Below are 26,239 nucleotides of genomic sequence, written 5' to 3'. Positions count from 1 at the left end.
TCCAGGCCTCTCCATGTCCCACGTTCACAAAATCGCAGCCATCGCCGGCGACGGCATCGGCAATGAAGTCCTGCCCGAAGGCCTGCGCGCCGTCGAAGCCGCCGCCCGCCGCTTCGGCCTGACGCTGCAGATCGACACCTTCCCCTGGGCCAACTGCGAGTACTACGCGCAGCACGGCGAGATGATGCCGCCGGACTGGAAGGAACAGCTGCAAGGCTACGACGCCATCTACTTCGGCGCGGTCGGCTGGCCCGCCACGGTGCCGGACCACGTCTCGCTGTGGGGCTCGCTGCTGAAGTTCCGCCGCGAGTTCGATCAATACATCAACCTGCGCCCGGTGCGCCTGTTCGACGGCGTGCCCTGCCCGCTGGCCGGCCAGCGTCCCGGCGACATCGATTTCTTCATCGTGCGCGAAAACACCGAGGGCGAGTACACCAACCTGGGCGGGCGCCTGTTCAGCGGCACCGACCGCGAAATCGTGATCCAGGAATCGGTCTTCACCCGCCACGGCACCGACCGGGTGATGCGCTACGCCTTCGAGCTGGCCAACCGCCGCCAGCGCAAGCAGCTCACCGTGGCCACCAAGAGCAATGGCATCGCCATCAGCATGCCCTGGTGGGACGAGCGCGCCGACGCCGTCGGCCAGCAGTATCCGGACGTCAAGACCGACAAGCAGCACATCGACATCCTGGCGGCGCGCTTCGTGCTGCAGCCGCAGCGCTTCGACGTGGTGGTGGCCTCCAACCTGTTCGGCGACATCCTGTCAGACCTGGGCCCGGCCTGCACCGGCACCATCGGCATCGCCCCTTCGGCCAACCTGAATCCGGAACGCGCCTTCCCCTCGCTGTTCGAGCCGGTGCACGGCTCGGCGCCCGACATCTACGGCCAGGGCATCGCCAACCCCATCGCCATGATCTGGTCGGGCGCGCTGCTGCTGCAATTCCTGGGCAGCCAGGACGCGCATGACGCTATCCTCGCGGCCATCGAACACTGCCTGAAGGAGGGTCCGCGCACGCCGGACCTGGGCGGCCAGGCCCGCACCGAGGACATCGGCCGCGCCATCGCCGCGCACATCGAAGCGCACGGCTGATCCCGGGCGCGACGAGCGCCCTCCTCGCCGGGAAGGCGGCGAATCCGCCGTCCTCAAAGCAGAACGCCGCCCGAGGGCGGCATTCAGCTTGCGGCGATGGCGCGCGGCGGACGCGTCAGGAACGCGCCGGCACCGCGGCGGCGGGATCCCCCCGCCGCGCCTGCACCGCGATCCACTGCGCCAACAGCGCGGCGGCGGCGAACGCCACGCCCGCGCCGATCCACGGCCCCTGGCGCATGCCGGCATCCAGCAGCAGGCCGAAGGCCAGCGGCCCCAGCGCCGAGCCCACGTCCATGCCCGAGTACACCAGGCCATAGACCGAGCCGGTCGAACCCTTGGGCGTCACGCGCCGGATCAGCATGTCGCGCGACGGCGCGGCCACGCCCGAGCAAAAGCCGGCCAGCGCCACCACCGGCGCGGCGAACAGCGCCGGCACCAGGCCCAGCGCCAGCACCACCAGCGTCAGGCCGGCCAGGATCAGCGCCACCATCACCGTGCGCTCGGTGCGCGGGTTGGCCGACACCAGGAAGCCGCCGGCCGCCATGCCCACGGCCGATGCCACCATGTAACCGGACAGCGCCGAGCTGGCCGCCACCTTGGACAGGTCGTACAGCTGGCCCAGCAACGGGATGGTGTAGTTCTGCACCGACGACAGCGCAATCGAGGTGCAGGCGAAGAACAGGAAGGCGCCCCACAGCGCCGGCCGCGACAGCAGCGTCGCGAGCGTCGTCAGCACGCCTTCCTGCGGCTTGGGCGCCAGGCGCGCGCCGGCCCTGGCGTCACCGGCCTGGACCGGCTCCGCCCCGCCCAGCAGGTGGCGGCCCAGCACGGTCAGCAGCAGCACGCAGGCCACCAGCGCGGCGGCGCTGTAGGCCGCCACGCGCCAGTTGGCCAGCAGCGTGATCGAGGTCATGAATACCGGCGTCAGGGCCCAGCCCAGGTTACCGGTCAGGCCGTGCGCCGAAAAGGCATGGCCCAGGCGCGGCGCGGTGATGCGGTGGTTGATGATGGAATAGTCGGCCGGGTGGAACACCGAATTGCCGATGCCGCCGACCACGGCCGCCGCCATCAGCATGGGGTAACCGCTGGCCGAGCCGATCAGCACGCCCGACAGCACGAAACACGCCAGGCCGAACCACAGCACCGGCCGCGCGCCGATGCGATCAACCACGAAGCCGGACGAGGCCTGGCCGATGCCCGAGACCACGTAAAAGGTCGACACCAGCAGCCCGAGCCGGGCGAAATCCAGCCCGAATTCGTTGCCGAGCGAGACATACAGGGAGGGCAACACCAACTGGAAGAAGTGCGACGAGGCGTGGGCCACGCCAATCAGCAGGATGATCTGCCAGTCGCGCCGGCGGACGGCGGCGTCCGAGGCCGGGGAGGATGCAGCGGTAGTCATGGCACAAAGCCGCGGGCAGCGGCGAAAAGCGGCCGTCCCATGGATGGCGCGCGGGTTGTCTCCGGCAACGTCCGGCCGGGCCGGCGTTGTCTCTGTGGCGAATGCGGCGCGGGGCCGTGCCGGCGGCGGGATGACCCACCGGCCGGCATCGCTCTTGCTCTGTCACGGCGGCCCTGCACGCGAGCCGGGCCGCCGTGGATGCTTACTGGGCCTTCTCGCGGATGGCGGGCCAGGCACGCTGCAGGTAATACAGCATCGACCAGACCGTGAGCACCGCGGCAACGATGATCAGGATGTCGCCCAGCAGCTTGCTGGACACGCCGTAGATCGGCTGGTTGTACAGCAGGCAGGGAATCGCCACCATCTGCGCGGCGGTCTTGAACTTGCCCAGCCGGTGCACCGCCACGCTGGCGCTGGCGCCAATCTTGGCCATCCATTCGCGCAGCGCGGAAATGGTGATCTCGCGGCCAATGATGATCAGCGAGATGAAGGCATCGACGCGGCTCAGGTCCAGCAGCACGATCAGCGCGGCGCAGACCATCAGCTTGTCGGCCACCGGATCCAGGAACGCCCCGAACGCCGACGTCTGGTTCCAGCGGCGCGCCAGCCAGCCGTCGAACCAGTCGGTGAGCGCGGCGATGATGAACGCCCAGGCGGCGAATGTGTCGCGCACCGGCACGGACATCCAGCTCTCGGGCAGGTAGAACAGCCCGACTACCAGCGGGATCATGGCGATACGCAGCCACGTCAGGATGATGGGTACGTTAATTGGCATAGTGTCCGTATGCTACCTCAGCCAGGTGGCGTTGGCTGTCTCGCGGCCATCGACGGGCCGGAAAGTGGCCGGTCTCAGCCGCGCAGCGCCTCATAGATCCGTTCGGCCAGTTCCTCGGAAATCCCGTCCACCGACGCCAGGTCCTCGATGCTGGCCGACGCCACGCCCGAAAAACCGCCGAAACGGGCCAGCAGGCGCTGCCGGCGCCGCGCCCCGACCCCTTCGATCTCCTCCAGCCGCGACACGTTGCGGGTCTTGGCGCGGCGCGCGCGCATGCCGGTGATGGCAAAGCGGTGCGCCTCGTCGCGCACCTGGGCGATCAGCATCAGCGCGGCGGACTCGCCGCCCAGCGCCACCGGCGGGCGGCCGTCGGCGAACACCAGGGTTTCCAGGCCGACCTTGCGCCCTTCGCCCTTGGCCACGCCCACCAGCGCCTGGATGTCCAACCCCAGCTCGGCAAATACCTGGCGCGCCACCTCGACCTGGCCCTTGCCGCCGTCGATCAGCACCAGCCCGGGCATCTGGGCCTCGCCGTCGGCCACCTTGGCGAAGCGCCGCGTCAGCACCTGGCGCATGGCGGCGTAGTCGTCGCCCGGGGTGATGCCGGCGATGTTGTAACGGCGGTACAGCGACGGCTGCATGTCGTGGTGCTCGAACACCACGCAGGACGCCTGGGTGGCCTCGCCAGCGGTATGGCTGATGTCGAAGCACTCGATGCGCAGCGCATCCAGCGCCGCCTCGTCGGTATCCAGGTCCAGCGCCTCGGCCAGCGCCAGCGTGCGCGCGGCGCGGGCGCCCGATTCGGTCAGGGCGCGCGCCAGCGCCATCTCGGCATTCTTCTGCGCCTGTTCCAGCCAGGCGCGGCGCGCCCCTTGCGGCCGCGTCAGCACGCGCGACGGCCGGCCGCCGGCCTGCTCGACCAGCAGGTCGATGAGGCCGGCGTCGGGCAGCGCGTGCGAACAGACCAGCACCGGCGGCAGCGCGTTGTCGGTGTAGTGCTGGGCCACGAAGGCTTCCAGCACCTGCGGCGCGGCCTCGCCTTCGGCGTGGGTCGGAAAGAACGGCTTGTCGCCCAGATGGCGCCCGCCGCGCACCATGGCCAGGTTGACGCAGACCTTGCCGCCGGCGATGGCGACGGCGACGATGTCGGTGTCCTCGCCGCTGACGTTTTCCATGGTCTGCTGGTGCAGCACCCGCGCCAGCGAACCCATCTGGTCGCGCAGCGCGGCCGCTTCCTCGAAGCGCAGCGCCTCGGCGGCCGCCAGCATGCGGGCCTCGATCTCACCCATCACGTCCTTGGCCTCGCCGTTCAAAAAGCGCACCGCGCGCTGCACGTCCGACGCGTAGTCGGGCGCCGCGATGGCGCCGACACAGGGCGCCGAGCAGCGGCCGATCTGGTGCAGCAGACAGGGCCGGGAACGGTTGGCGAACACCGTGTCCTCGCAGGTGCGCAGGCGGAACACCTTCTGCAGGATCTGGATGGTCTCGCGCACTGCCCAGGCATTCGGGTACGGGCCAAAGTACTGGCCGCGCTTGTTGGTGGCGCCGCGGTAATAGGCGATACGCGGCCAGTCGTGGCCGGTGATCAGCAGATAGGGGTAGGACTTGTCGTCGCGAAACAGAATGTTGTAGCGCGGCTTCAGGCTCTTGATGAGGTTGTTTTCCAGGATCAGCGCCTCGGCCTCGGAGCGCGTGACGGTGACCTCCAGCCGCGCCACCTTCGCCACCATCTGGGCGATGCGCGGGCTGGCCAGGTTCTTCTGGAAATACGACGAGACGCGCTTTTTCAGGTCGCGCGCCTTGCCGACATACATGACCTCGCCAGCCGCATCCAGGTGCCGGTAGACACCCGGCAGATGCGGCAGGTCAGCCAGGAACGATTTGAGATTGAAGTCGTCGGGCATTCTGGTAACGGCTTTCGGCCTGCAGGGCGTCCCAGTCGGGCGCATCGAAACGCGGCATCAGGCGGCGGATGCGGGCCACCGACTCGGGCGCGTGGTCGAATTCGAGCCGCGCCAGCAGCTCGTCGGCCAGGTCGGGCCGGTTGCACACCAGCACCATGTCGCAGCCGGCGCCCAGCGCGGCCTGCGCGCGCGCCAGGATGTCGCCGGCAACCGAGGCGCCTTCCATGGTCAGGTCATCCGAGAACACCACGCCATCGTAGCCCAGGCGGGTGCGCAGGATATCCTGCACCCAGCGCTTGGAGAAACCGGCCGGGTGCTTGTCGACCTTGGGATAGATGACGTGCGCCGGCATCACCGACGGCAGCACGGCGTCGCCCAGCCAGGCGTAGGGCGCGGCGTCGTCTTTCAGGATGCGTTCGAGCGGACGCGGGTCGACCGGGATCTCGTGGTGCGAATCCGCGCCAACGAAACCATGTCCCGGAAAATGCTTGCCGCAGGCCGACATGCCCGCCAGCGCCAGGCCCTGGATCAGCGCGCGCGACAGCATCGTCACCACCCGCGGATCATGGTGGAAGGCACGGTTGCCGATCACCTTGCTGACGCCGTAGTCCAGGTCCAGCACCGGCGTGAAGCTCATGTCCACGCCGCAGGCGCGCAGCTCGGCGGCCAGCACGTAGCCGGCTTCGGTTGCCAGGCGCATGGCGGTCAGCGGATCGCGGTCCCACAGCGCGCCCAGGTCGCGCATCGCCGGCAGCGGCGTGAAGCCGTCTTCGCGGAAGCGCTGCACCCGGCCGCCCTCATGGTCGACCAGGATCAGCAGGCGCTCCTTGCGCGCCTTGTGGATCTGGCGGGTCAGTTCGGTCAGTTGGCGGCGGTTCTCGAAATTGCGCGCGAACAGGATCACGCCGCCCACCAGCGGGTGGCGCAGGCGCTTCTTTTCCTGCTTGGTCATCACGGTGCCGGCCACATCGACCATCACGGGACCGGGCGGCAGCGCCCGGGATTTCTTCTTGGCCATCGGCGTGTCCTTCAGTCTGTGTCTTGCAGGCCGGCCCGCGGGCTCAGGGCTTGCGTTCGACCACCACATAGGCGGCGGCCATGTCGGATTCATCGGTAATGGAAACATGCGCGGCGCCGAAGCGCTGCACATACCATTGCAGCAGTTCGGGCGCGATCACCAGCACCGGCCGGCCGCCCGGCGCGTTCAGCGTCTGCACCCGGCGCCAGGTCATGGGCATGCGCATGCCCAGCCCCACGGCCTTGGAAAAAGCCTCTTTGGCGGCAAAGCGCGTTGCCAGAAAGCGCAGGCCGCGCGCCGGATCGCGAGCGCGGCGGGCGTGGAACTTGGCCAGTTCTTCGGGCCCCAGGATCTTCTCGGCAAAGCGATCGCCATGGCGCGCCAGGGCGCGCTCGATGCGGTCGATGCGCAGCAGGTCCATGCCGATGCCGCCGATGGCGGCCGGCGCGGGGACGGCGAGAGGCGGTTCGGGCTTGGACATCGCTGCGGCGCCGTGAAAAGGGATCGGGCCCGGGCTCAACGGCCGCGCAGCGCTTCCAGGCGGGCCTGCACCATCAGCGCCTTCATGTCGCGCACGGCTTTTTCCCAGCCGTCGAACACCGCCTGCGCCACGATGGCGTGGCCGATGTTGAGTTCGGAAATGCCGTCCAGCGCCGCCACCGGCTTGACGTTGCCGTAGTGCAGGCCATGGCCGGCATTGACGCGCAGGCCGTGGCGCAGCCCTTCGGCCACCGCCGCGCGGATGCGCGCGAGTTCGGCCTCGGCGGCGTCGCCCTCGGCGTCGGCATAGGCGCCGGTATGCAGCTCGATGACCGGCGCGCCGGCGCGGGCGGCGGCCGCGATCTGCGCCGGATCGGGATCGATGAACAGCGACACGCGGATGCCGGTTTCCGTCAACAGGCCGACCGCGTCCGTCACCGCCGACAATGCGCCCGCCACTTCCAGCCCGCCCTCGGTGGTCAGTTCGGTACGCTTTTCCGGCACCAGACAGACGTCGCTGGGCTTGACCGCGCAGGCGATCTCCAGCATCTCGGGCGTGACCGCGCATTCCAGGTTCATGCGGGTGCGCAGCAACGGCCGGATGGCGTAAACGTCGGCGTCCTGGATGTGGCGGCGGTCTTCACGCAGATGCAGCGTGATCAGGTCGGCGCCCGCGTCCTCGGCGCGCAGCGCCGCCGCCACCGGGTCGGGATAGGTCGTGTGACGCTGCTGCCGCAGGGTCGCGACATGATCGATGTTTACACCAAGTTCTATCATTGCACTTTCGTCGTTTCTTCCCAGCCGCCGCCCAACGCCTTGTAGAGTTCCACACGGTTGATCAGCGCGGCCAGGCCGGTTTGCACCAGCGCCAGCTGGGCATTGAAAAAGTCCACTTGCGCGGTCTGCACCTGCAGATAGCTGTCGATGCCATTGGTATAGCGCAGATTCGACAGTTCCAGCGTGCGCGCCGACGAATCCTGCAGCGCCCGCTGGGCGTCCAGCTGGGCGCCGTAGGTGGCCTCGCCGGCCAGCGCGTCCGAGACTTCGCGGAACGCCTGCTGGATGGTCTGCTCGTACTGCGCCACCGCGATGTTGTCGCGCGCCTTGGCCAGGTTCAGGCCTTCGCGGATGCTGCCGCCCGCGAACAGTGGCGTGGTGATCGACGGCGAGAAGCTCCAATAGCCCTGCCCGCCCTTGAACAGCGTATCCAGCGACGGGCTGGCCACGCCGAACAGGCCGGTCAGCGAGATGGTCGGGAAGAACGCCGCGCGCGCCGCGCCGATATTGGCATTGGCCGACTTCAGGTTGTTCTCGGCAGCCAGGATGTCCGGGCGGCGCTCCAGCAGGTCGGACGGCAACCCGGCCGGCACGCTGGCCAGCAACTGGTCGCGGCCGAACGGCGCGGGCGCGGGCAAGTCCTCAGGCAACGGCGCGCCCAGCAGCAGCACCAGCGCATTGACGGCCTGGGCCTGGGCCCGGGCCAGCTGCGCCAGGTCGGCCGAGGCCGTATCCAGCAGCGACTTGGACTGGTTCAGGTCCAACTCGGAAGCGACCCCGCCGTCGAAGCGGCGCTTGACCAGGTTGTACGACTCCTGGCGCGAGGCCAGCGTGCGCTGGGTCAGTTCCAACTGCACTTGCGCCGCGCGCAAGTTGAAGTACGACTGCGCCACCGCGCCGATCAGCGTGATCTGGGTGCTCTTTTGCGCCTGCTCGGTCGACAGGTACTGCTGGTACGCCGCTTCCGACAGATTGCGCAGGCGGCCGAACAGGTCGATCTCGAAAGTGGTCAGGCCGATGCCGGCCTGGTACGAACTGCTGATCGAGCCAGCCCCCGGCTGGCGCATATTCTCGGGCAGGCGTTGGCGCTGGCCCTGGATGCCGGCGCCGATACTGGGCCATTGCGCGCCGCGCTGCACGCCGTACTGGGCGCGCGCCTCTTCGACCCGCTGCACCGCCACGCGCAGGTCGCGGTTGTTGACCAGCGCCAGTTCGATCAGGCGCTGCAGCCGCGGATCACGGAAGAAATCGCGCCAGCCCAGGCTGGCCGCCGGCGTGCCGGCCTGCGGCGCCACCGCGGCGGCCGGCTGCGTGCCCAGCGATGTCGGCGTGGCGTACGCGCCGTACTGCACCTTGGGCTGGTCCGGCCAGTTGCCGGAGACCGGCGCGTCGGGACGCTTGTAGTCGGGCGCCAGCGAGCAGCCGGCCAACGCCACCGCCACGAAGGCGGACAAGGCGGTCTGTTTGAACATCAGGGCGCTCATTCCTTGCCCTCCTGGCCACCGTTGGGTTGTGCGGGAGCGTCCGGCGGGGTCTGCCCCGCGGCCGCCTTCTTGGCCGCCTGCTCTTCCTCGAACGCACGCAGCTCGGCGCCCAGCAGGCGCGGGCGGGTCTTGAACAGGCCCAGCACCACCACAAAGAAGGTCGGCACGAAAATCACCGCGAACGGCGTGGCGGCCAGCATGCCGCCCAGCACGCCCAGGCCCACCGCGCGCTGGCTGGCGGCGCCGGCGCCAGTGGCCATGGCCAGCGGCACCACGCCCAGGATGAAGGCCAGCGAGGTCATCAGGATCGGCCGGAACCGCAGGCGCGCGGCTTCCACCGCCGCCTCGTACAAGCCCATGCCGCGGGCGTACTGGTCCTTGGCGAACTCCACGATCAGGATGGCGTTTTTGGCCGCCAGCCCGATCACCGTCACCATGCCCACCTGGAAGTACACGTCGTTGGACATGCCCAGCGCGCTGACCAGCGCCACCGCGCCCAGCATGCCCAGGGGCACCACCAGCATCACCGAGATCGGGATGGCCCAGCTTTCATACAGCGCGGCCAGCACCAGGAACACCACCAGCAGCGACAGGCCCATCAGGATCGGGGCCTGGTTGCCGGCCTGGCGTTCCTGGTAGGACAGCCCGGTCCATTCGTAGCCGAAGCCTTGCGGCAGCTGACCCACCAGCCTTTCCATCTCTGCCATGGCCTGGCCGGTGGTGTAGCCGGCCGCGGCGCTGCCGCCGATGCGCATGGATTCGTAGCTGTTGTAGCGCACCACCTGCACCGGGCCCTGCGACCACTTGGCCGACACGAATGCCGACAGCGGCACCATGCCACCCTGCGCGTTGCGGGCGTTGAGCTTGAGCACGTCGGACAGCTGCATGCGGTACGGCGCATCCGCCTGCACCCAGATGTTCTGCATCCGGCCCAGGTTGGGGAACTTGCTCAGATAGGCAGACCCGACGGCAGTGGAGATCAGCGTGGCCGCCTCGTCGAAGTTGACGCCCAGGGCGGCCGCCTTGTCGCGGTCGATGTCCAGCGTCAGCTGCGTGCCGGCCGACAGGCCGGTCAGGCGCACCTGCGACAGCATCGGGCTCTTCATGGCCATGCCCATCAGTTGCCCGGTGGCCGCGGCCAGCGCGTCGGTGCCGGCCGCGCCGCGATCCTGCAAACGCAGGTCGAAACCGGTGGCGTTGCCCAGCGACGAGATCGCGGGCGGCACCAACGTGAACACCATGGCGTCGTGGATGCCCATCAGTTGCTTCTGGAAGGCATTGAACGCAATGGCGCCGGCCGAATCGCCCTTGCCCTTGCGGTCCTTGAAATCCTTGAGCGTAGTGAATGCGATGGCGGCGTTCAGGCCGTTACCGTTGAAGCTGAAACCCTGCACGGTGATGATGTTCTCGACCGCGGGAATCTGGCGGAAGTAGTCCTCGACTTCCTCGATCACCTCCACCGTGCGGTTGGCGCTGGCGCCGGTGGGCAGTTCGATGTTGCTGATCACGTAACCCTGGTCTTCCTCGGGCAGGAACGACGACGGCAGGCGCAGATACAGCCAACCCAGCAGGATCACCAGCACCAGGAAGGCCAGCATCATGCGGCCGCCCTTGTGCAGGATGCGCGACACCCAGTTCTGGTAGCCGTGCGTGGTGGCGTCGAACTTGCGGTTGAACCAGCCGAAGAAACCCTTCTTCTCGTCATGGTGGCCCTTGGGCACCGGCTTGAGAATGGTCGCGCACAGCGCCGGCGTGAAGGTCAGCGCCAGCAGCGCCGAGAAGAAGATCGACACGGCCATGGCCACCGAAAACTGGCGGTAGATCACCCCCACCGACCCGCTCATGAAGGCCAACGGCAGGAACACCGTCACCAGCACCAGCGTGATGCCGACGATGGCGCCGCTGATCTGCGGCATGGCTTTCTTGGTGGCCTCCTTGGGCGGCAGGCCTTCGGTCGCCATGATCCGCTCGACGTTCTCGACCACCACGATGGCGTCATCCACCAGGATGCCGATGGCCAGCACCATGGCGAACATGGTCAGCACGTTGATCGAGAATCCCAGCGCCAGCATGACCGCGAACGAGCCCAGCATGGCCACCGGCACCACCAGCGCCGGAATCAGGGTGTAGCGCACATTCTGCAGGAACAGGTACATCACCAGGAACACCAGCACCATGGCCTCGGCCAGGGTGTGCAGCACCTGCTCGATCGAGACCTTGACGTAGGGCGCGGTGTCGTAGGGAATGGCGTAGGTGATGTTGCCGGGGAAGTACTTGGACAACTGATCCATCTGCTGGCGCACGCCCTGGGCGGTGGCCAGCGCGTTGGCGTCCGGCGAGAGCACGATGGCGAAGGCGGCCGTCGGCTTGCCGTTCAGGCGGGCGCCGAACTGGTAGTTGTCGGCGCCGACCTCGATGCGGGCGACGTCGCGCAGCAGCACCTTGGAGCCGTCAGTGTTGGCGCGCAGCACGATCTTGCCGAAGCCTTCGACGGTGCTGAGCTGGCCATTGGCCACCACGGTGGCGGTGATGCGCTGCGAATCGGGGTTGGGCGGCGCGCCGATGCTGCCGCCCGACACCAGCACGTTCTGCGAGGAGATGGCCTGGTTGACCTGGGCCATGCTCAGGTTGAAGCCCACCAGCTTGGCCGGGTCGACCCAGATGCGCATGGCGCGCGGCGCCGCGAACAGCTGGAACTGGCCCACGCCCGACACCCGCGACACCGGATTCTGGACGTTGCGGGTGATGTAGTCGGCCAGGGCCGTCTGATCGAGCGAACCGTCGGTCGACGACAGCGTCACGATCATCAGGAAACCGGTACTGGTCTGCTCGTACTTCAGGCCCTGCTGCTGCACCGCGGACGGCAACTGGGCGATGACGTTGGATACCCGGTTCTGCACGTCCACCTGCGCCAGGTCCGGATCGCGCCCGGGCGCGAAGGTGGCGGTGATGGTCGAGGTGCCGTAGGAATCGCTCACCGACTCGTAGTAGATCAGGCCCTTGGCGCCGTTGAGCTTGTCCTCGATGATGCTGGTGACCGATTCGGCCACTTCCTTGGCCGACGCGCCCGGATAGGTCGCGGTGATGGTGATGGCCGGCGGCGCCACGTCGGGGTACTGCGAAACCGGCATATTGGGGATGGCCAGTATCCCCGCCAGCAGGATGAACAGGGCGACTACCCAGGCGAAGATTGGTCGATCAATAAAAAATTGCGGCATGTGGGCTGACTCTGAAAGCGATGCTCACCAAAGAGGAACGCAGCGCGTTGCGCTGCGAGCCGCTTACGATTTCTGCGGGGCCTGTTGCGCCGGTTCGGCCGGCTTGGCCCCCGGCTCGGCCGGCTTGGCGCCGGGCTGCGCCGGCTGGCCGCCCGCGGCGGGCGCGGCGCCCGACTTGTTCCAGGGACTGGCCTGCACCGGCGCGCCGGGACGGATCTTCTGGAAACCCTCGACCACCACGACGTCGCCGGCCTTCAGGCCACTGGTGATGATCCACTTGTCCTTGATCGCGCCGCCGGTGGTGACGGGCAACTGTTCGATCTTGTTGTCCTTGACCAGCATCAGGCTCTGCGATCCATCGGCCGTGCGCTGCAGCGCCTGCTGCGGCACCATCAGGGCCTTGTCGTCCACGCCCTGCTCCAGGCGCACGCGCACGTACATGCCGGGCAGCAGGATGCCATCGGGATTCGGCACCTCGGCGCGCAGGTTGACCTGGCCGGTGCTGGGATCCACGGTGATGCCGGTGAACAGCAGCTTGCCGGCGTGGTCATATTCGGAACCGTCTTCCAGCACCACGGTGGCGCGGGCGGCATCCTTGCCCACCTGTTGCAGCTTGCCGCTGGCGAAGGCGCGGCGCAGCGCGGCCAGGTCGGAGGTGGATTGGGTGAAGTCGACGTAGATCGGGTCGAGCTGCTGCACCGTGGCCATCTGCGTGGCCGAGGTGGCCTCGACCAACGCGCCCTCGGTCACCAGCGGCTTGCCGATACGGCCCGTGATGGGCGAGGTGACATCGGTGTAACCCAGGTTGATGGCAGCGTTGTCCTGTGCCGCCTTGGCCGCGGCCACGGTCGCATCGGCCTGGCGGTAGGCCGCCACGGCGTTGTCATATTCCTGCTTGCTGACGGCGTTGGCCTTGACCAGCGGCGCGTAGCGGTCGGCCAGCAGCTTGGCGCTGAACAGGTTGGCCTGGGCCTGCTTGAGCTGCGCCGTGGCCTGATCGTAGGCGGCCTTGTACGGCGCCGGATCGATCTTGAACAGCAGCTGTTTTTCCTTGACGTCGCCGCCCTGTTCGAAGGCGATCTTCTGGACGATACCCGTGACCCGCGCGCGGATCTGGGCATCGCGCACGGCGTCGACCCGGCCGGGCAATTCGGAAATGATGGGAGTACGCTGCGGTTGCACCGTGATGACGCTGACCTGGGGCATGCCAGGGTTCATTTGCGGCTTTTCACCGCACCCCGCCAACAACAGCGCGAGGACGCCCCCGGAAAGAACCAGACCTGAGACACGTTTAGGCGAAAACCGCATTGAAACCCCCGCGAAGTTAACCGCGCCAAGCGACCGCAACAATGTGACGGCGTCTGCCAACCGCCGTGTCCGGTTGCCGAAGGCGGCCGCGGATTCACAGCGGCCGTGTCCGACCGCTGTATTTGACCGCAATAAGCCATTGCGATCAAAGCAAAACCCCGCACCCCGCCAGTGACACGTGAATAGCCCGTTAATGTAACTCAGTTATTGGGGAAATCACCGATTTTCACAGCGGCGAGGGGCCTCGCGAGGGGATTTTGACAACGCCGCTCAGACGTCGGCGACCTCTTGCAGGTTGCCCAGGAAGACATAGCCCACGCCATGCACCGTATGCAGCGGCAGCCGCCCGCCCGCCTGCCGCACCTTGCGCCGCAGCCGGCAGATCGCCACGTTCAAGGCCCGCAGATTGGTGCTCTGGCGCGGCAGCATCAATTCCTCGCGCAGCACCGCAAGTTCTTCACGCAACAGCTCCTTGCGCGGATTGCGCAGCAGGCACTGGAAGCAGGCGCGCTCGACCTCGGTCAGGTCCAGGCGCGTGCCTTGCGGCGTCAGCAGGGTCCAGCCATGGTAGAGCAGGCTCCACCAGCCATCGAGGCGGACGGGAAACTGCCCGGCGGCCAGCGGCGACGGGCCGGTCCCGGCGGCGGCAGGGGTCGGCCGCGGCGCGGAAGCGGACACGAGCGGGCTGGAATGCGGGGCACGGATGGTCATGGCGAAGTCTCCACCGGGACGAGCCACTAGACGAAGGCAGTGGTCGGCACCGGAACAAGGTTTCAAGTCTTGCCGAAAGACTACCGTCGATGCCCCGCTTGTGCGGCGCCACCCCCTGCGAATCAGACAAGTCCGAGCCCCCTGCCGGTCAAGCAGTGCGCTTGCCGTTGCGGTGGATGTCGTGGGCCACGAAGCAGCTATCCTGGGTAGGCCGCGCCAGGACGTCGGGCTTGGCCAGCGTCTGGCGAATATCGGCCAGCCCCGACTCCCAGTGCTCGCGCATGGCCTCGGTGCCGAACTCGTAGTCCTTCGAGAAGCGCTCGCGATGCTTGGCCTCGTAGATCAGGTTGATGATGTTGGTGGCCGGGATCTTGGCCAGCCGGCGGATTTCCGCCAGCTCGGACGCGCCGCGCTCTTTTTCGGGCAGCCGCTCGAGGAGTTGCTGCAAGCAGTGGCGCAGTTTCAGCACGCGCCGCAACTGGTCGGTGACCATGCGGGTACGGCTGGAATACTGGATGTCCTTCTGGCGCTCGGCCACTTCCTCCAGGGAGGTCGGCAGCCCCCCGCGGGCGGGCCACAGATCGACCTGGAAGGCCAGCGTGTCGCGCAGGTTATCGCTGGTCAGCACCTGGGCCAGCGGCGTATTGGACACCATGCCGCCGTCCCAATAATGCTCGCCGTCGATCTCGACCGACGGAAACCCCGGCGGCAAGGCGCCCGAGGCCATGATGTGTTCGGGCCCGAGTGTATGCGTCTGGGTGTCGAAATAAGCGAAGTTGCCGCTGCGCACATTGACCACGCCGAAGCTGGCGCGCACCGCGCCCGAATTGAGCAGGTCGAAATCGATGTACTCGCGCAGGGTCGCCATCAACGGGGTGGTGTCATAGAAACTGGTGGACGCGGCGCCCTTGCCATGCACCCAGTAGGGTGGCGGAAAGCGCGGCTTGAAGAACCCCGGCTGGCCCGAAAACAAAGCCTGGAAGGCCGACAACTGGCCGTTCATGGCGGGCGAACCGAAGCCGAAGGGAATGCCCTCGAACATGCCGGCCAGCGTGTCGCCCCATGGCACCGACGCGAATCCGGCCGGCCGGCAGATGCTTTCCCAGAACCCGCGCAGCCGCTCGACCCGCTCGTCCTCGGGCGAACCGGCGATGATGGCCGCATTGATCGAGCCGATCGAAATGCCGGAAATCCAGTTGGGACGGATGCCCGCCTCGTGCAGCCCCTGGTACACGCCGGCCTGGTAGGACCCCAGAGCCCCCCCGCCTTGCAGCACCAGGGCCACGGTGTCATAGGGCGGCGTTTTGCCGGTATCCGGGGGGGCGGCCTTGCTGCGTGTACTCATGCGGGCTCCTTGCAGAAAACTAGGGCTTGGTCTTGTCCGGCAGTTGCGGCGTGGCGATGCCGGCGCGGAAGGGATACTTGGCGAAGATCTCGGCCACGGCCTTGTCGACGCGCTGCGCCGACGCCGCCATTTCGGGGTTGCGCACCTCGCCGACCGCGACCCCTTCCCACACCAGTTGCTTGCGGCGCGAGTCGATCAGGTCGATATTGAGAGTGCCTTCGGTGTACTGGTAGACGGTGTCGCCCCAGCCATAGCCGGGCCAGCCGCCATAGAAGCCGGAGCGGTAGCCGTAATACGGTCCCATCGGCGGCGGCGCCTCGGTCACCTGGGTTTTTTGCCGCAGCTTGCCGTTGAAGTTGACCAGCAGGTCAGGATCGACGGCGCTGTAGACATAGCCGCGCATTTCCATCTGGCCGCGCGTGGCGTTCTTGAGGCGTTCGGTCAGCAGGGTGCTGTAGCCGGCCTTGTCGGTGCCCAGCGGCGACATGTAGCCGAAGGTCCGGTAGCGGGAGAAATCCGCCTGATGGTCGTAGTCGCTCTTGACGGTGGGCCCGGAGGCGCAAGCCGCCAGTAGCGCCACCATGGAACCCGATGCCAGCAATTTCAGCGCGTTCATGTCGATCTCCTGGAAGGCGGGGCCGCGAGCGCCCCCTGCGTCTACACCCATCAACACATCCTGAGCGCACCCATAGTGCCGCGAAGCGGATAAAGTTTCAACAGCATCTCATTCTCATCGCATATTTCCCGACCGGCGGCGCAGGCTCCATTACACTCGGGGCTGACTTCCAGACCCTGACCACACCTGATACCCATGTTGGAACTCGACGGCTCAATTTGGTTTCGTTCCGGCACCCAAAACTGGGGCGGCAAGAACCGCATAGACCTGCTGGCGCAGATCGACGCCACCGGCTCGATCACCGCCGCGGCGCGCACGGTGGGCATGAGCTACAAGGGCGCCTGGGATGCCATCGATGCCATGAACAACCTGGCGGGCGAACCGTTGGTGCTGCGCGCGGCCGGCGGCAAAGGCGGCGGCGGCACGCGCCTGACCGACCGGGCCCGCGGCCTGATCGCGACCTTCCGTGCGCTCGAATCCGAACATCGAAGATTCATGGAAAACCTGGCGCGCGCCGGCGTCGACGCCAGCGGCGATCTCGATTTGATGAGGCGATTCATGCTGAAAACCAGCGCCCGCAACAAACTCATGGGCACCGTGATCGAGGTGCGCTCCGGGGCCGTCAACGACGAAATCCTGCTACGTATCGCTGGCGACCAGATCATCACCGCCACCATCACCCGCGACAGCACCCAGGAACTGGAACTGGCGCCGGGCAAGGAAGCCCTGGCGCTGGTCAAGGCCTCGTCGGTCATCGTCGGCGCGCCGGGCGCCGGCCTGCGGCTGTCGGCCCGCAACCAGTTGTCGGGCACGATCGCGGCGGTGCGCACCGGCGCGGTCAACAGCGAAATCCTGATCAGCCTGGCGGGCGGCACCACCCTGGCGGCCATCGTCACCCATGACAGCGCGCGCGACCTGGGCCTGGACGAAGGCGCGCAGGCGGTGGCCATCTTCAAGGCGTCCAGCGTGATCCTGGGCGTGCTGGACTGAGCCGGCGCCCGGCGCGGCCCGGCGTTTGCGCGGCCTGCCGCGCGGCAGGCCGGCCGCGTTCAGATGCCGACGTCTTCGTCGCGGCGCCGCACCCGGCCCTCGCGCACCTCGAACACTTCGTCGGCCAAGGCCTCGACATCGGCCGGATCATGCGTGATCAGCAACATCGGCACGTCCAGCCGGCGCTGCAGCGCATTCAGTTCCTGCCGCATCTTGCCGCGCAGCTGCGCATCGAGCGCCGAGAACGGCTCGTCCAGCAACAGGATGTCGGGTTCGAGCATCAGCGCGCGCGCCAGCGCCACGCGCTGCTTCTGCCCGCCCGATATCTCGTGGGGATAGCTGCCAACGATGGCGCCCAGCTCGAACGCATCGACCCAGCGCCGCGCCTCGGGCGAGACCGCGCGCCGGGGCGGATTGAACCAGCCGCGGCGCGAGCCGAAGGCGATGTTCTGCGCCACGGTCAGGTGCGGAAACAGCGCGTAGTCCTGAAACAGGTAGGCCACGCGGCGCGCCTGCGGCGCGACGCTGACGCCGGCCGCGGAATCGAACAGCACCCGGCCATTGACCACGATGCGGCCGCCATCGGGCCGCAGCAGGCCGGCCACGGCCCGCAGCGTCAGGCTCTTGCCAGCGCCGGAGGGGCCGAACAGCGCAATGCGCTTGGCCACTGACGAGAACGCCACGTCCAGCGAAAAATGCCGGTCGCCCGACACCATGTTCTTGCGAATGCGCAGGTCGACGCTCATTGCCCGCCTCCACTGCGCCGGCCGCGCAGCGGCACCAGCTTGCCGGCCGCCACCAGCACCACCACGCAGGTGATGGAGGTCACCAGCACCAGGAAATTGGCGGTGGCGTCGTCGCCGGCCTGCACCGCTTCGTAGATGGCGACCGACAGGGTCTGGGTGCGGCCCGGCAGATTGCCAGCGATCATCAGCGTGGCGCCGAACTCGCCCAGCGCGCGGGCGAACGCCAGCAGCACGCCGGCGACAATGCCGCGCGCCGCCAGCGGCAGCGTCACGCGGAAGAACACGCCCGCCTCGCATACGCCCAGCACGCGCGCCGCGCTTTCCAGTTGCGGATCAACGTTTTCGAAGGCCGCGCGGGCCGACTTGAATACCAATGGAAAAGCCACCACCGAGGCCGCGATGACCGCGCCCTGCCAGGTGAACACCAGCTCGATCCCCAGCGCCGCCAGCTTCTCGCCGAACACGCCGCGCCGGCCCAGCAGCACCAGCAGGTAATAGCCCAGCACCGTCGGCGGCAACACCAGCGGCAAGGTCAGGACCGCGTCCAGCAGGTCACGCCCAGGCCAGCGCCAGCGCGACAGGCCATAGGCGGCCGCGGTACCGGCCACCGTGGCCAGCAACGTGGCCCAGCCCGCCACTTTCAGGGTCAGCAGCAGGGGCACCCAAACCGGATCGTTCATCACATACCGCGATCGAATCTGGCCACGGCCTCAGGGTTTCTGGAAACCGTAGCGCGCCAGGATCTCCTGGCCGGCCGGCGACATCACATAGGCCACGAAGCGCTGCGCCTCCTTCGTGGCGGCATCGCGCGCGGTCAGGGCGATGGGATACGTGACCGGGGTCTGCGACGGCACGCGCACGGCAACCTTGACCTTGTCCGGCATGATGGCCGCGTCGGTGGCGAACACGAAGCCGGCATCGACCTCGCCACGCGAGACGTAGTCCAGGCTCTGGCGCACATTCTGCGCCAGCACCGCCTTGGCCTGCACCGCATCCCACAGGCCGGCGGCCTGCAAGGCGCCCTGCGTGTAGCGGCCCACCGGCACCGAGGCCGGGTTGCCATAGGCGACGCGCTTGATATCGTCGCGCGTCAGGTCCTTGAGCGCGGTAATGCCGGCCTTGCTGTCGGCCGGCACGATCAGCACGACCTGGTTGGCGGCGAAATCCACGCGGGTGTCGGCCTTGACGGCCTTTTCCTTGACCGCTTTGTCCATCGCCTTCTGGTCGGCGGACGCGAACACGTCGGCGGGCGCGCCTTTGATGATCTGCTGCAGCAGCACGTCGGAAGCGCCGAAGTTCAGGATGACCTTGCTGCCGGCATGCTCCTTTTCGTAGGCCTGCGCCACCGCCTTGAAGGCATTGGTCAGACTGGCGGCGGCCGACACGACCAGCTCGCCGGCATGGACGGCGGGCCCCCAGCACGCGGCGGCCAGGGCCAGCGCCACCGCCAGGATCGGATGTTTGCGCAACATGAAGCTCTCCTCGGGCAAGATCTATCTCGGTAACGAAATATATAGAGGTATATAACGCTCGTCAATTTGCGCCCCGGGGCGGCTTGCGCCAAGTCAATGCAAGGGGGAACGGGAAAGGCCGGCGCCGCGCTCAGCCGCGCTCGACCGTGGTGACGCGCGCCGAGTCCGGGCCCAGCGCCGCCCGCAGGCATTCGAGCGCCAGTTCGGGGCGGGCGGCCCCGCACATGAAGATGTCGAGCGCCGCGAACTGGTGCTCGGGCCAGGAATGGACGCTGATGTGCGACTCGCTCAGCATGACCACGCCGGTCACGCCGGCGCCCGCGCCGAAATGGTGGAAATGGGTGCCCAGCACCCGCGCCCCGGCGGCCTCGGCGGCCCGCAACAGTTCGCGTTCGAGCGCTTGCGCGTCGCCCAGCAGGCTGGCGGACACGCCGTGGAAATCGGCCAGGATGTGGCGGCCGGGCGTCGCGTGCAGGGTCACTTGTGCGACCCGCCCGACGACCAGCCCGAACTGCCCGAATAGCCGCCCCCCCAACTGCTGCCCCCGCCGCTGCTCATGCGCGCACTGGGGGAATTGGCGCCGGTGGCGGCCATGACCACGATGATGGCGTAGATGGCGTAGATGAACTTGCCCATGCCTCAGTCGTCCTTTGACATCTTGTCCGCCAGGCTGGCCGGCAGCCACAGGAACGCCAGGCCGATCAGGAGCGGCAGGATGCGGCCGCTGAAGATATTGCCCATGTTGAGAAAACCCATGGCGATGGTGGCGAACCAGGCCCACTGGCGATAACCGCCGGACGAGGCGGCCCGCGGCATCGCCTTCTGCTTGGCCAGCGCGGGATCGCCGAACCATTCGGCCAGTTGGGCCGGCGCCACCGGCGCGGATGCCGACCAGCCCACTTCGGCCGCCCCCTGCTCGCGCGTCAGCTTGAGGTTGCCGGCCTTGTAGTCGGTGATCATGGTGCTGTCGCCGACCTTCACGCGCCAGTTGAAGGCGCCCAGCGCCAGCTCGACACGCGAAGTGTAGTCGTACAGCTTGTGGTACAGCTTGGAGCGCCAGCGCACGCTGGTGGCGTTGTTGTGACTGGGCCAGGTGTCGCAGACCTGCACGCGTTCCCAGCCCTCGTCGGTCTGCACCAGCCAGATGAAGCCGCGGGTCGGGCTGAACAACAGGTATTCGATCCAGTCCGACGGCTCTTCGGGGTCCGGGTCGGCGCATTTCATCAGGCCGATCAAGGTATAGGCGGCGCCATCGATCCTGGCGCTGGCGCCCAGCGCCAGCGTGGTCTTGATGGCCTGGACCTTGCGCGCCTTCTCGATGACCTCGGCGGTCTCGCCGGCGCAATCGACCGTGGCCGCGCACGATGGGCACACCACCTGGGTCGCCATGGCGGCGACAAAGCTGATCGGCGCGCCACAACTGGGGCAGTCCAGCGCCTTGATCTGGCCGCGGAAACGGCCGGCGGTTTCCTCGACCTGCTCGTTCGAGCGCAGCGTGGCCGCCTGCATGCCCGCCAGGTCGAAGGCCTTGCCGATATAGAGTTCAGGCTCGGGGCCGTCGGAAAAGTCCAGCGTCAGGAACGCGTCCAGGCTGCGGAAGTCCGCCACCTTGGCTTCCCAGCCGTCGCCCGGCACGAACGGCAGCTCGCCCTGCGCGCCGCCAGCGCGGCAGCGGCGCACATCCGAGGCGGTGAAGCGCTGGCCGTCCAGCTTCATGTCGTCGCCGGGCGCGATGTCGGCGAAGGCGGGCAGGCCCTGCACCGTCTTGACCTTGCGCCGGCGGGTGATGGCGTACTGGCCCGAGGCGTCCGACAGCCAGCCGTCCGAGCCGTCATCGAACCACAGGTACCACTCGTTCCAGAAACCGTCCTCGTAGCGCAGCTGGATACGGCCGATCACATCGAAGCGCTTGCCTTCGAACTGGCCTGCGGCGCCCAGGCACAGCGGCGAATAGTCTTCCAGCACCTCGGCGCTTTCGCCGATGCGCTTGACCGACTCGGCGTCCTTGAGCAGCGTGCTGCGGCAGGCGCCGCAGACCGCCATGACCGACGCCGTGGAAGTGAACTTGACGGGTGCTCCGCACTGCGGACACAGGACCTGCTGCATGGGCGGGTGGCGTTCAGCTGGTGAGTTTTTTCAGGACCTCGGCCTTGGCCGTGTCGTAATCGGCCGGCGTGATCAGGCCCTTGTCGAGCAGATCCTTGAGCTGCTGCAACCGCTGCACCGGGTCGCCGCCCGAGGCAGCCGCGCCCGCCGCCGCGCCGGCCGCAGCCGGGGCGCCGGCCGCCGGCTGGCCCGGCGCCACGCCCAGACCGGCCGCCATGGTCTGGCCCAGCGCCGCGCCAGCCGCCAGGCCCGCGCCGATGCCGGCGATACCGCCTTCGTTCTGCGCCGCCAGCGGGATCGAGGTGGCCGTCTGGTACTGGGTGAACTTGCCCAGGTCGCCGGCCATGCCCATCGAGATCCGCGTGTCCAGCGCCTTCTGCAGTTCTTCCGGCAGCGACACGTTCTCGACGGTGAAGTTGTCGAGCTTGACGCCGTAGCGATCGAACACCGGCGCCAGTTGCTCGGCGATGCTCTGCGACATCAGCCCCTGGTTGCCGGCAATGTCCAGGAACGGCACCTTCGAGCCGCCCAGCGCCGTGGTCATGGCCGCGACCACCATGTTGCGCAATTGCATTTCCAGGTCGTCGACGGTGTAGACATCGCGCGTGCCGCTGACCTCGCGGTAGAACGTGGCCGGATCGGTGATCTGATACGAATAGACGCCGAAGGCGCGCAGGCGCACCATGCCGAATTCGCTGTCGCGCAGCGTCACCGGCTGCGCCGTGCCCCAGCGCCGGCCCAGTTGCAGGCGGGTACTGAAGAAGATGACGTCCGACTTGAAAGGCGACTCGAACAGCTTGTCCCAGTTCTTCAGGTAGGTCAGCACCGGCAGGGTCTGGGTGGTCAGCTTGTACATGCCGGGGCCGAACACATCGGCCACCTTGCCTTCGTTGACGAACACCGCCATCTGCGACTCGCGCACGGTCAGGCTGGCGCCATACTGGATTTCGAAATCCTGCATCGGATGGCGCCAGGCCAGCACGCCGTCGCGATCCTCGTTCCATTGCAGGATGTCGATGAACTGCTTGCGGATAAATGAACCGAGACTCATGGCAAGTCCTCCTGTGTCGGATAGGGTCGACGCGCGCGGCCGCTCAGGTCAGGCAGGCGGCGTTGACCACGCCGGCGGCCAGCGAGATCGAACCGATCAGGCCGCCCATGGCGATGTTGTTTTCCTCGATGGCCTCGTGCAGGCCCTGGATGGCGCGCGACACGACGGCGTAGACCACCAGTTGCACCGCCATCGCCGCCAGGCCCCACACCAGGAACATGACGAAGCTGGCATGGATGGCGATGCTGGAGCAGAGCGTGAAGGAAAAGCCCACCAGCGCACCGCTGTAGGACAGCACCGCCGCGATATTGCCCTGGCGGATCAGCTCGAATTCCTTGTAGCGCGTCACGGCGGTGTAGACGGCGGTGAAAATGCCCAGCATGACCAGCGCCGAAACAATGTAGATCAGATAGGTCACCGCCGGATGCATCGCTTCTCCCATGATCGCCCCTCTCCAGGCTCTGATTGCGCGCAGTATATACGGCGCCTTCGATATACTGCGAACGCATTTTCTGAGTCGGAACCCCCATGCGCGACCGCGTTCTCATCCTGTCGGTATTGATCGTCGCATCCTGCGGCCTGGGCTACGAGCTCATCAGCAGCGCGCTGGCCAGCTATCTGCTGGGCGATTCGATCCTCCAATTCTCCTCCGTCATCGGCTGCTATCTGTTCGCGATGGGCATCGGATCGTGGTTGTCAAAATATGTAAAAGACGACGACGTTTTGAATCGGTTCATCGACGTCGAGCTGGCCGTCGCGTTATTGGGCGGGGTTTCCGCCGCGGTCCTGTTCCTGGTGTTCGCCTGGCTGTCGGCGCCGTTTCGCGCCGCCTTGTACGCCGGCGTCTTCATTATCGGACTGATGGTGGGCATGGAGATCCCGCTGGTGATGCGGGTGTTCAACCAGCGCAAGGCCGAGTTCCGCGAAATCGTCAGCCGCGTGCTGACCTTCGATTATCTCGGCGCGCTGGCGGTGTCGCTGATCTTCCCGCTGCTGTTGGCGCCCAAGCTGGGCCTGCTGCGCACCAGCTTCCTGTTCGGCATGCTCAATGCCGGGGTGGCACTGTGGACCACCTGGCTGTTCCGCGCCGAGATCCGGCGCCCGGCGGAACGGGCCATGCGCGGCTGCGTGGTGCTGGGCCTGCTGGCGCTGGGCTTCCTGTTTTCCGGTCAGATGACGGCGTGGGCCGAGAAGGGGCTGTATGGCGACGACGTGGTGCATGCCGAGACCACGCCCTACCAGCGCCTGGTGGTGACGCGCTGGCACGACGACCTGCGGCTGTACATCAACGGCAACCTGCAATTCTCGTCGCGCGACGAACACCGCTACCACGAATCGCTGGTGATCCCCGGCCTGCAGGCGCTGCCCTGGGCCCGCAACGTGCTGGTGCTGGGCGGCGGCGACGGCCTGGCGGTGCGCGAGATCCTCAAGTACAAGCATGTCGAGCATGTGACGCTGGTGGATCTGGACCCGGCCATGACCGGCCTGTTCTCGCGCTCCGAACCCCTGACCAAGCTGAACCAGGGTTCGCTGACCGATCCGCGCGTCACCGTCATCAACGACGACGCCGGCCGCTGGCTCGAAAGCCACGCCGAGGTCTACGACTTCATCGTGGTGGATTTCCCCGACCCGTCCAACTTCGGCCTGGGCCGCCTGTACTCGGTGCCGGTCTACCACCTGATGGCGCGCCACCTGGCCGAGAACGGCTATATGGTGATCCAGTCTACCTCGCCCTACTTCGCGCCGCGCTCGTTCTGGAGCGTGGACGCCACGCTCAAGGAAGCCGGCCTGAACACCTGGCCGTACCACGCCTACGTGCCATCATTCGGCGACTGGGGCTTCATCCTGGCCGGCAAGCGGCGCGACTACACCCCGCCGGACAAGGTCAGCGTGCCCACCCGCTACCTCGACCCCGCCACCCTGCGCGAGCTGTTCCACTTTCCCGCCGACATGCCGGCGCTGGCCATGCCGCCGAACCGCCTGAACGAGCAATCGCTGGTGCGCTACTTCGACGAGGACTGGCGCAAGGTCATCCGCTGATGCGCCGCCGCACCTTCCTGCTGGGCGCCGCCACCGCCACCGCCGCGGGCACGGCGGGCTATTACCGTTCGCGCGTGGTCGAGACCACGCCCGAGGTGCGCTATCCCGGCATGCAGGCCGGCCACGCACTGCGCGATGGCGCCGCGCTGCCGCCGTCCTCCGGCACCCGGCGCTGCCAGGTGGCGATCCTGGGGTCCGGCGTGGCCGGCCTGTCGTGCGCCTGGAAACTGGCGCGCGAGGGCTTCACCGATTTCGTGGTGGTCGAAGGCCCCGAGTACGGCGGCAACGCCGCCGCCGGCACGCGCGATGGCCTCGACTATCCGTTGGGCGCGCATTACCTGCCGCTGCCATCGATGCAGTCCACCCACGTGCGCGAGATGCTGGCCGACTTCGGCATCGCCGAACGCGACGCCTTCGGCGCGCGGCCTTATTACGACGAAGCCATCCTGGCGCACTCGCCGCAGGAACGGCTGCTGCGCGACGGCCGCTGGGAAGACGGCCTGCTGCCGATGCACGGGCTGCCCGCGGCCGATATCGATCAGCACCGCAAGTTCCTGGCGCTGGTCGAGCGGCTGCAGGGCGCGGTCGGCAACGATGGCCGCAAGGTCTTCTGCATCCCGATCATGCTGTCCTCGCGCGACCCGGCCTGGCGCGCGCTGGACACGCTGACCTTCCGGCAATGGCTGGAGCGCGAAGGCTACACCTCGCCCGCGTTGCACTGGTACCTGAACTACTGCTGCCGCGATGACTACGGCGCGCCCTACGACCGGGTCTCGGCCTGGGCCGGTCTGCATTACTTCGCCAGCCGCGACGGCCACGCCGCCAACGCCAACGATGGCGCGGTGCTGACCTGGCCCGGCGGCCTGGCGCCGCTGGTGCAGCGGCTGCGCGGCGCCATCGACGCGCGGCTCGGCCACCGCAACTGGCTGCTGCCCGGCACCGCCGCGCGGCTGCGCGAAAGCGCCGCCGGCCCGCGCATCGATTGCCTCGCCGCGGGCGCGGCGGCCAGCGTCTTTACGCTGCAGGCGCAACGCGCGGTCTGCGCCATGCCGCTGTTCGTGGCGCAGCGCCTCCTGCCGGACATCCGCGCCTATGGCTACGATCCGGCCACGCATACCTCGCCGCACGCTCCCTGGCTGGTGTCGAACTTCGTCATGGACGGTTATCCGCGCGAGGCGCCGGGCGAGCCGCTGTCGTGGGACAACGTGGTCTACCAGGGCCAGGCGCTGGGCTACGTGGTCTCGACCCACCAGCTGCTGCGCGTGGCGCGCTCGCCGCGTACGGTGTTCACGGCCTACCACGCCCTGAGCAACCAGACGCCGCGGGCCGCGCGCCAATGGCTCGCCGACGCCCGGCCCGAGGCGCTGCGCGACGAAGCCGCCGCCGACCTGATCGCCGCGTATGGCGACGAATTCTGGCGCCGCGCCCGCCAGTTGGAGATCACGGTGCGCGGGCACGCCATGGCCTCGCCCTATTGCGGCTACCTGTCGAACGCCGGCCTGGCCGCCTTGCGCGAGGTCGACGGTCCGGTGCTGTTCGCCCATGCCGACCTGTCGGGCTATTCCGTGTTCGAGGAAGCGGCGTGGTGGGGCGTGGCGGCGGCGGGGCGTATCCTGGGACAACGGCCGGCGAACTGACGCGGCGGGCGGCGCCGGCGCCGCAGGGCGTCAGCCGCGTCCTCATGGATATTCCTCGTCGCGCGGCGC

At 67.8% G+C, this 26,239-nt stretch carries 24 protein-coding genes; 4 read left to right on the top strand and 20 right to left on the bottom strand.

Annotated features, from left to right (window positions below; all coding sequences use genetic code 11):
• Positions 1 to 13 precede the first annotated feature (13 nt).
• Positions 14 to 1,090 (top strand): tartrate dehydrogenase, encoded by a 1,077-nt coding sequence (locus K2W61_RS15820; RefSeq protein WP_175135555.1) that lies wholly within the window; start codon positions 14 to 16, stop codon positions 1,088 to 1,090.
• A 115-nt stretch (positions 1,091 to 1,205) separates the two neighbouring features.
• Here the strand turns inward: K2W61_RS15820 and K2W61_RS15815 are convergent, their stop codons facing one another.
• The 12 genes from K2W61_RS15815 to K2W61_RS15760 all read right to left on the bottom strand — a co-directional run bounded on the left by K2W61_RS15815 (position 1,206) and on the right by K2W61_RS15760 (position 16,128).
• Complete coding sequence (locus K2W61_RS15815; protein ID WP_175141964.1) at positions 1,206 to 2,492, bottom strand: MFS transporter; 1,287 nt, start codon at positions 2,490 to 2,492, stop codon at positions 1,206 to 1,208.
• A gap of 202 nt (positions 2,493 to 2,694) precedes the next feature.
• On the bottom strand, positions 2,695 to 3,267 hold the full coding sequence (gene pgsA, locus K2W61_RS15810; protein ID WP_175135553.1) for a CDP-diacylglycerol--glycerol-3-phosphate 3-phosphatidyltransferase: 573 nt from the start codon (positions 3,265 to 3,267) through the stop codon (positions 2,695 to 2,697).
• Positions 3,268 to 3,341: 74 nt separating this feature from the next.
• Positions 3,342 to 5,171 (bottom strand): excinuclease ABC subunit UvrC, encoded by a 1,830-nt coding sequence (gene uvrC / locus K2W61_RS15805; RefSeq protein WP_175135552.1) that lies wholly within the window; start codon positions 5,169 to 5,171, stop codon positions 3,342 to 3,344.
• Positions 5,134 to 6,189 (bottom strand): beta-N-acetylhexosaminidase, encoded by a 1,056-nt coding sequence (nagZ, locus tag K2W61_RS15800; protein ID WP_236756017.1) that lies wholly within the window; start codon positions 6,187 to 6,189, stop codon positions 5,134 to 5,136. Before nagZ ends, uvrC begins: the two co-directional genes overlap by 38 nt.
• Before the next feature lie 43 nt (positions 6,190 to 6,232).
• The gene (gene acpS / locus K2W61_RS15795; protein ID WP_236756015.1) at positions 6,233 to 6,670 is read right to left on the bottom strand and encodes a holo-ACP synthase; all 438 of its coding nucleotides are present in this window, start codon (positions 6,668 to 6,670) and stop codon (positions 6,233 to 6,235) included.
• 35 nt (positions 6,671 to 6,705) lie between these two features.
• The gene (gene pdxJ, locus K2W61_RS15790) at positions 6,706 to 7,446 is read right to left on the bottom strand and encodes a pyridoxine 5'-phosphate synthase (protein ID WP_175135549.1); all 741 of its coding nucleotides are present in this window, start codon (positions 7,444 to 7,446) and stop codon (positions 6,706 to 6,708) included.
• Entirely contained in the window at positions 7,443 to 8,930 is a 1,488-nt protein-coding gene (locus K2W61_RS15785; protein WP_175135548.1) for an efflux transporter outer membrane subunit, read from the bottom strand. The genes pdxJ and K2W61_RS15785 overlap by 4 nt, the downstream gene beginning before the upstream one ends.
• Entirely contained in the window at positions 8,927 to 12,148 is a 3,222-nt protein-coding gene (locus K2W61_RS15780) for an efflux RND transporter permease subunit (RefSeq protein ID WP_236756013.1), read from the bottom strand. Before K2W61_RS15780 ends, K2W61_RS15785 begins: the two co-directional genes overlap by 4 nt.
• A gap of 63 nt (positions 12,149 to 12,211) precedes the next feature.
• Positions 12,212 to 13,456, bottom strand: a complete 1,245-nt coding sequence (locus K2W61_RS15775; RefSeq protein WP_175135546.1) for an efflux RND transporter periplasmic adaptor subunit — start codon at positions 13,454 to 13,456, stop codon at positions 12,212 to 12,214.
• Between the two features lie 270 nt (positions 13,457 to 13,726).
• Positions 13,727 to 14,167 carry a winged helix-turn-helix domain-containing protein gene (locus tag K2W61_RS15770; protein WP_175135545.1) on the bottom strand — a complete coding sequence of 147 codons (441 nt, stop codon included), beginning with the start codon at positions 14,165 to 14,167 and terminating at the stop codon, positions 13,727 to 13,729.
• 148 nt (positions 14,168 to 14,315) lie between these two features.
• On the bottom strand, positions 14,316 to 15,512 hold the full coding sequence (locus K2W61_RS15765) for a DUF3734 domain-containing protein (RefSeq protein WP_175135544.1): 1,197 nt from the start codon (positions 15,510 to 15,512) through the stop codon (positions 14,316 to 14,318).
• Between the two features lie 19 nt (positions 15,513 to 15,531).
• Positions 15,532 to 16,128, bottom strand: a complete 597-nt coding sequence (locus K2W61_RS15760; RefSeq protein WP_175141960.1) for a DUF4136 domain-containing protein — start codon at positions 16,126 to 16,128, stop codon at positions 15,532 to 15,534.
• A gap of 195 nt (positions 16,129 to 16,323) precedes the next feature.
• Here K2W61_RS15760 and K2W61_RS15755 point away from each other — a divergent pair, with 195 nt between their 5' ends.
• Positions 16,324 to 17,118, top strand: coding sequence for a TOBE domain-containing protein (locus K2W61_RS15755; protein WP_236756012.1), 795 nt, complete (start codon positions 16,324 to 16,326; stop codon positions 17,116 to 17,118).
• A 59-nt stretch (positions 17,119 to 17,177) separates the two neighbouring features.
• Here the strand turns inward: K2W61_RS15755 and K2W61_RS15750 are convergent, their stop codons facing one another.
• From K2W61_RS15750 to K2W61_RS15715, 8 genes are all read right to left on the bottom strand, one after another.
• Positions 17,178 to 17,864, bottom strand: a complete 687-nt coding sequence (locus K2W61_RS15750) for a sulfate/molybdate ABC transporter ATP-binding protein (RefSeq protein WP_175135541.1) — start codon at positions 17,862 to 17,864, stop codon at positions 17,178 to 17,180.
• Entirely contained in the window at positions 17,861 to 18,544 is a 684-nt protein-coding gene (gene modB / locus K2W61_RS15745; RefSeq protein WP_175135540.1) for a molybdate ABC transporter permease subunit, read from the bottom strand. Before modB ends, K2W61_RS15750 begins: the two co-directional genes overlap by 4 nt.
• A gap of 30 nt (positions 18,545 to 18,574) precedes the next feature.
• Positions 18,575 to 19,336 (bottom strand): molybdate ABC transporter substrate-binding protein, encoded by a 762-nt coding sequence (gene modA, locus K2W61_RS15740; protein WP_236756011.1) that lies wholly within the window; start codon positions 19,334 to 19,336, stop codon positions 18,575 to 18,577.
• Between the two features lie 130 nt (positions 19,337 to 19,466).
• On the bottom strand, positions 19,467 to 19,817 hold the full coding sequence (gene speD, locus K2W61_RS15735; RefSeq protein WP_175135538.1) for an adenosylmethionine decarboxylase: 351 nt from the start codon (positions 19,815 to 19,817) through the stop codon (positions 19,467 to 19,469).
• The gene (locus K2W61_RS15730; RefSeq protein WP_175141957.1) at positions 19,814 to 19,972 is read right to left on the bottom strand and encodes a hypothetical protein; all 159 of its coding nucleotides are present in this window, start codon (positions 19,970 to 19,972) and stop codon (positions 19,814 to 19,816) included. Before K2W61_RS15730 ends, speD begins: the two co-directional genes overlap by 4 nt.
• Positions 19,973 to 19,975: 3 nt before the next feature.
• Complete coding sequence (locus K2W61_RS15725; RefSeq protein ID WP_175135537.1) at positions 19,976 to 21,442, bottom strand: DUF4178 domain-containing protein; 1,467 nt, start codon at positions 21,440 to 21,442, stop codon at positions 19,976 to 19,978.
• Between the two features lie 13 nt (positions 21,443 to 21,455).
• Positions 21,456 to 22,493, bottom strand: a complete 1,038-nt coding sequence (locus K2W61_RS15720; protein ID WP_236756010.1) for an SPFH domain-containing protein — start codon at positions 22,491 to 22,493, stop codon at positions 21,456 to 21,458.
• A 43-nt stretch (positions 22,494 to 22,536) separates the two neighbouring features.
• Positions 22,537 to 22,923 carry a DUF350 domain-containing protein gene (locus K2W61_RS15715; RefSeq protein ID WP_175135193.1) on the bottom strand — a complete coding sequence of 129 codons (387 nt, stop codon included), beginning with the start codon at positions 22,921 to 22,923 and terminating at the stop codon, positions 22,537 to 22,539.
• A gap of 98 nt (positions 22,924 to 23,021) precedes the next feature.
• Between K2W61_RS15715 and K2W61_RS15710 the strand changes: the two genes are divergently transcribed.
• Entirely contained in the window at positions 23,022 to 24,533 is a 1,512-nt protein-coding gene (locus tag K2W61_RS15710) for a polyamine aminopropyltransferase (RefSeq protein WP_175135144.1), read from the top strand.
• Positions 24,533 to 26,170, top strand: a complete 1,638-nt coding sequence (locus K2W61_RS15705) for an NAD(P)-binding protein (protein ID WP_236756009.1) — start codon at positions 24,533 to 24,535, stop codon at positions 26,168 to 26,170. The genes K2W61_RS15710 and K2W61_RS15705 overlap by 1 nt, the downstream gene beginning before the upstream one ends.
• Positions 26,171 to 26,239 lie beyond the last annotated feature (69 nt).

Source organism: Achromobacter pulmonis (genome assembly GCF_021733725.1).
In the GTDB taxonomy this organism is placed as follows: domain Bacteria; phylum Pseudomonadota; class Gammaproteobacteria; order Burkholderiales; family Burkholderiaceae_B; genus Achromobacter; species Achromobacter pulmonis.
This window is presented reverse-complemented; position numbering and strand designations above follow the sequence as displayed.

Bases quoted from the DNA above. Each gene is read 5' to 3' on its own strand.
- K2W61_RS15705 (WP_236756009.1), top strand. From the start codon at position 24,533: ATGCGCCGCCGCACCTTCCTGCTGGGCGCCGCCACCGCCACCGCCGCG.
- pgsA (WP_175135553.1), bottom strand. From the start codon at position 3,267: ATGCCAATTAACGTACCCATCATCCTGACGTGGCTGCGTATCGCCATG.
- K2W61_RS15710 (WP_175135144.1), top strand. From the start codon at position 23,022: ATGCGCGACCGCGTTCTCATCCTGTCGGTATTGATCGTCGCATCCTGC.
- K2W61_RS15730 (WP_175141957.1), bottom strand. From the start codon at position 19,972: ATGGGCAAGTTCATCTACGCCATCTACGCCATCATCGTGGTCATGGCC.
- pdxJ (WP_175135549.1), bottom strand. From the start codon at position 7,446: ATGATAGAACTTGGTGTAAACATCGATCATGTCGCGACCCTGCGGCAG.
- uvrC (WP_175135552.1), bottom strand. From the start codon at position 5,171: ATGCCCGACGACTTCAATCTCAAATCGTTCCTGGCTGACCTGCCGCAT.
- K2W61_RS15755 (WP_236756012.1), top strand. From the start codon at position 16,324: ATGTTGGAACTCGACGGCTCAATTTGGTTTCGTTCCGGCACCCAAAAC.
- K2W61_RS15815 (WP_175141964.1), bottom strand. From the start codon at position 2,492: ATGACTACCGCTGCATCCTCCCCGGCCTCGGACGCCGCCGTCCGCCGG.
- K2W61_RS15785 (WP_175135548.1), bottom strand. From the start codon at position 8,930: ATGAGCGCCCTGATGTTCAAACAGACCGCCTTGTCCGCCTTCGTGGCG.
- nagZ (WP_236756017.1), bottom strand. From the start codon at position 6,189: ATGGCCAAGAAGAAATCCCGGGCGCTGCCGCCCGGTCCCGTGATGGTC.
- K2W61_RS15760 (WP_175141960.1), bottom strand. From the start codon at position 16,128: ATGAACGCGCTGAAATTGCTGGCATCGGGTTCCATGGTGGCGCTACTG.
- K2W61_RS15775 (WP_175135546.1), bottom strand. From the start codon at position 13,456: ATGCGGTTTTCGCCTAAACGTGTCTCAGGTCTGGTTCTTTCCGGGGGC.
- modA (WP_236756011.1), bottom strand. From the start codon at position 19,336: ATGTTGCGCAAACATCCGATCCTGGCGGTGGCGCTGGCCCTGGCCGCC.
- K2W61_RS15720 (WP_236756010.1), bottom strand. From the start codon at position 22,493: ATGAGTCTCGGTTCATTTATCCGCAAGCAGTTCATCGACATCCTGCAA.
- K2W61_RS15820 (WP_175135555.1), top strand. From the start codon at position 14: ATGTCCCACGTTCACAAAATCGCAGCCATCGCCGGCGACGGCATCGGC.
- acpS (WP_236756015.1), bottom strand. From the start codon at position 6,670: ATGTCCAAGCCCGAACCGCCTCTCGCCGTCCCCGCGCCGGCCGCCATC.
- K2W61_RS15780 (WP_236756013.1), bottom strand. From the start codon at position 12,148: ATGCCGCAATTTTTTATTGATCGACCAATCTTCGCCTGGGTAGTCGCC.
- K2W61_RS15715 (WP_175135193.1), bottom strand. From the start codon at position 22,923: ATGCATCCGGCGGTGACCTATCTGATCTACATTGTTTCGGCGCTGGTC.
- K2W61_RS15750 (WP_175135541.1), bottom strand. From the start codon at position 17,864: ATGAGCGTCGACCTGCGCATTCGCAAGAACATGGTGTCGGGCGACCGG.
- K2W61_RS15770 (WP_175135545.1), bottom strand. From the start codon at position 14,167: ATGACCATCCGTGCCCCGCATTCCAGCCCGCTCGTGTCCGCTTCCGCG.
- K2W61_RS15765 (WP_175135544.1), bottom strand. From the start codon at position 15,512: ATGAGTACACGCAGCAAGGCCGCCCCCCCGGATACCGGCAAAACGCCG.
- modB (WP_175135540.1), bottom strand. From the start codon at position 18,544: ATGAACGATCCGGTTTGGGTGCCCCTGCTGCTGACCCTGAAAGTGGCG.
- K2W61_RS15725 (WP_175135537.1), bottom strand. From the start codon at position 21,442: ATGCAGCAGGTCCTGTGTCCGCAGTGCGGAGCACCCGTCAAGTTCACT.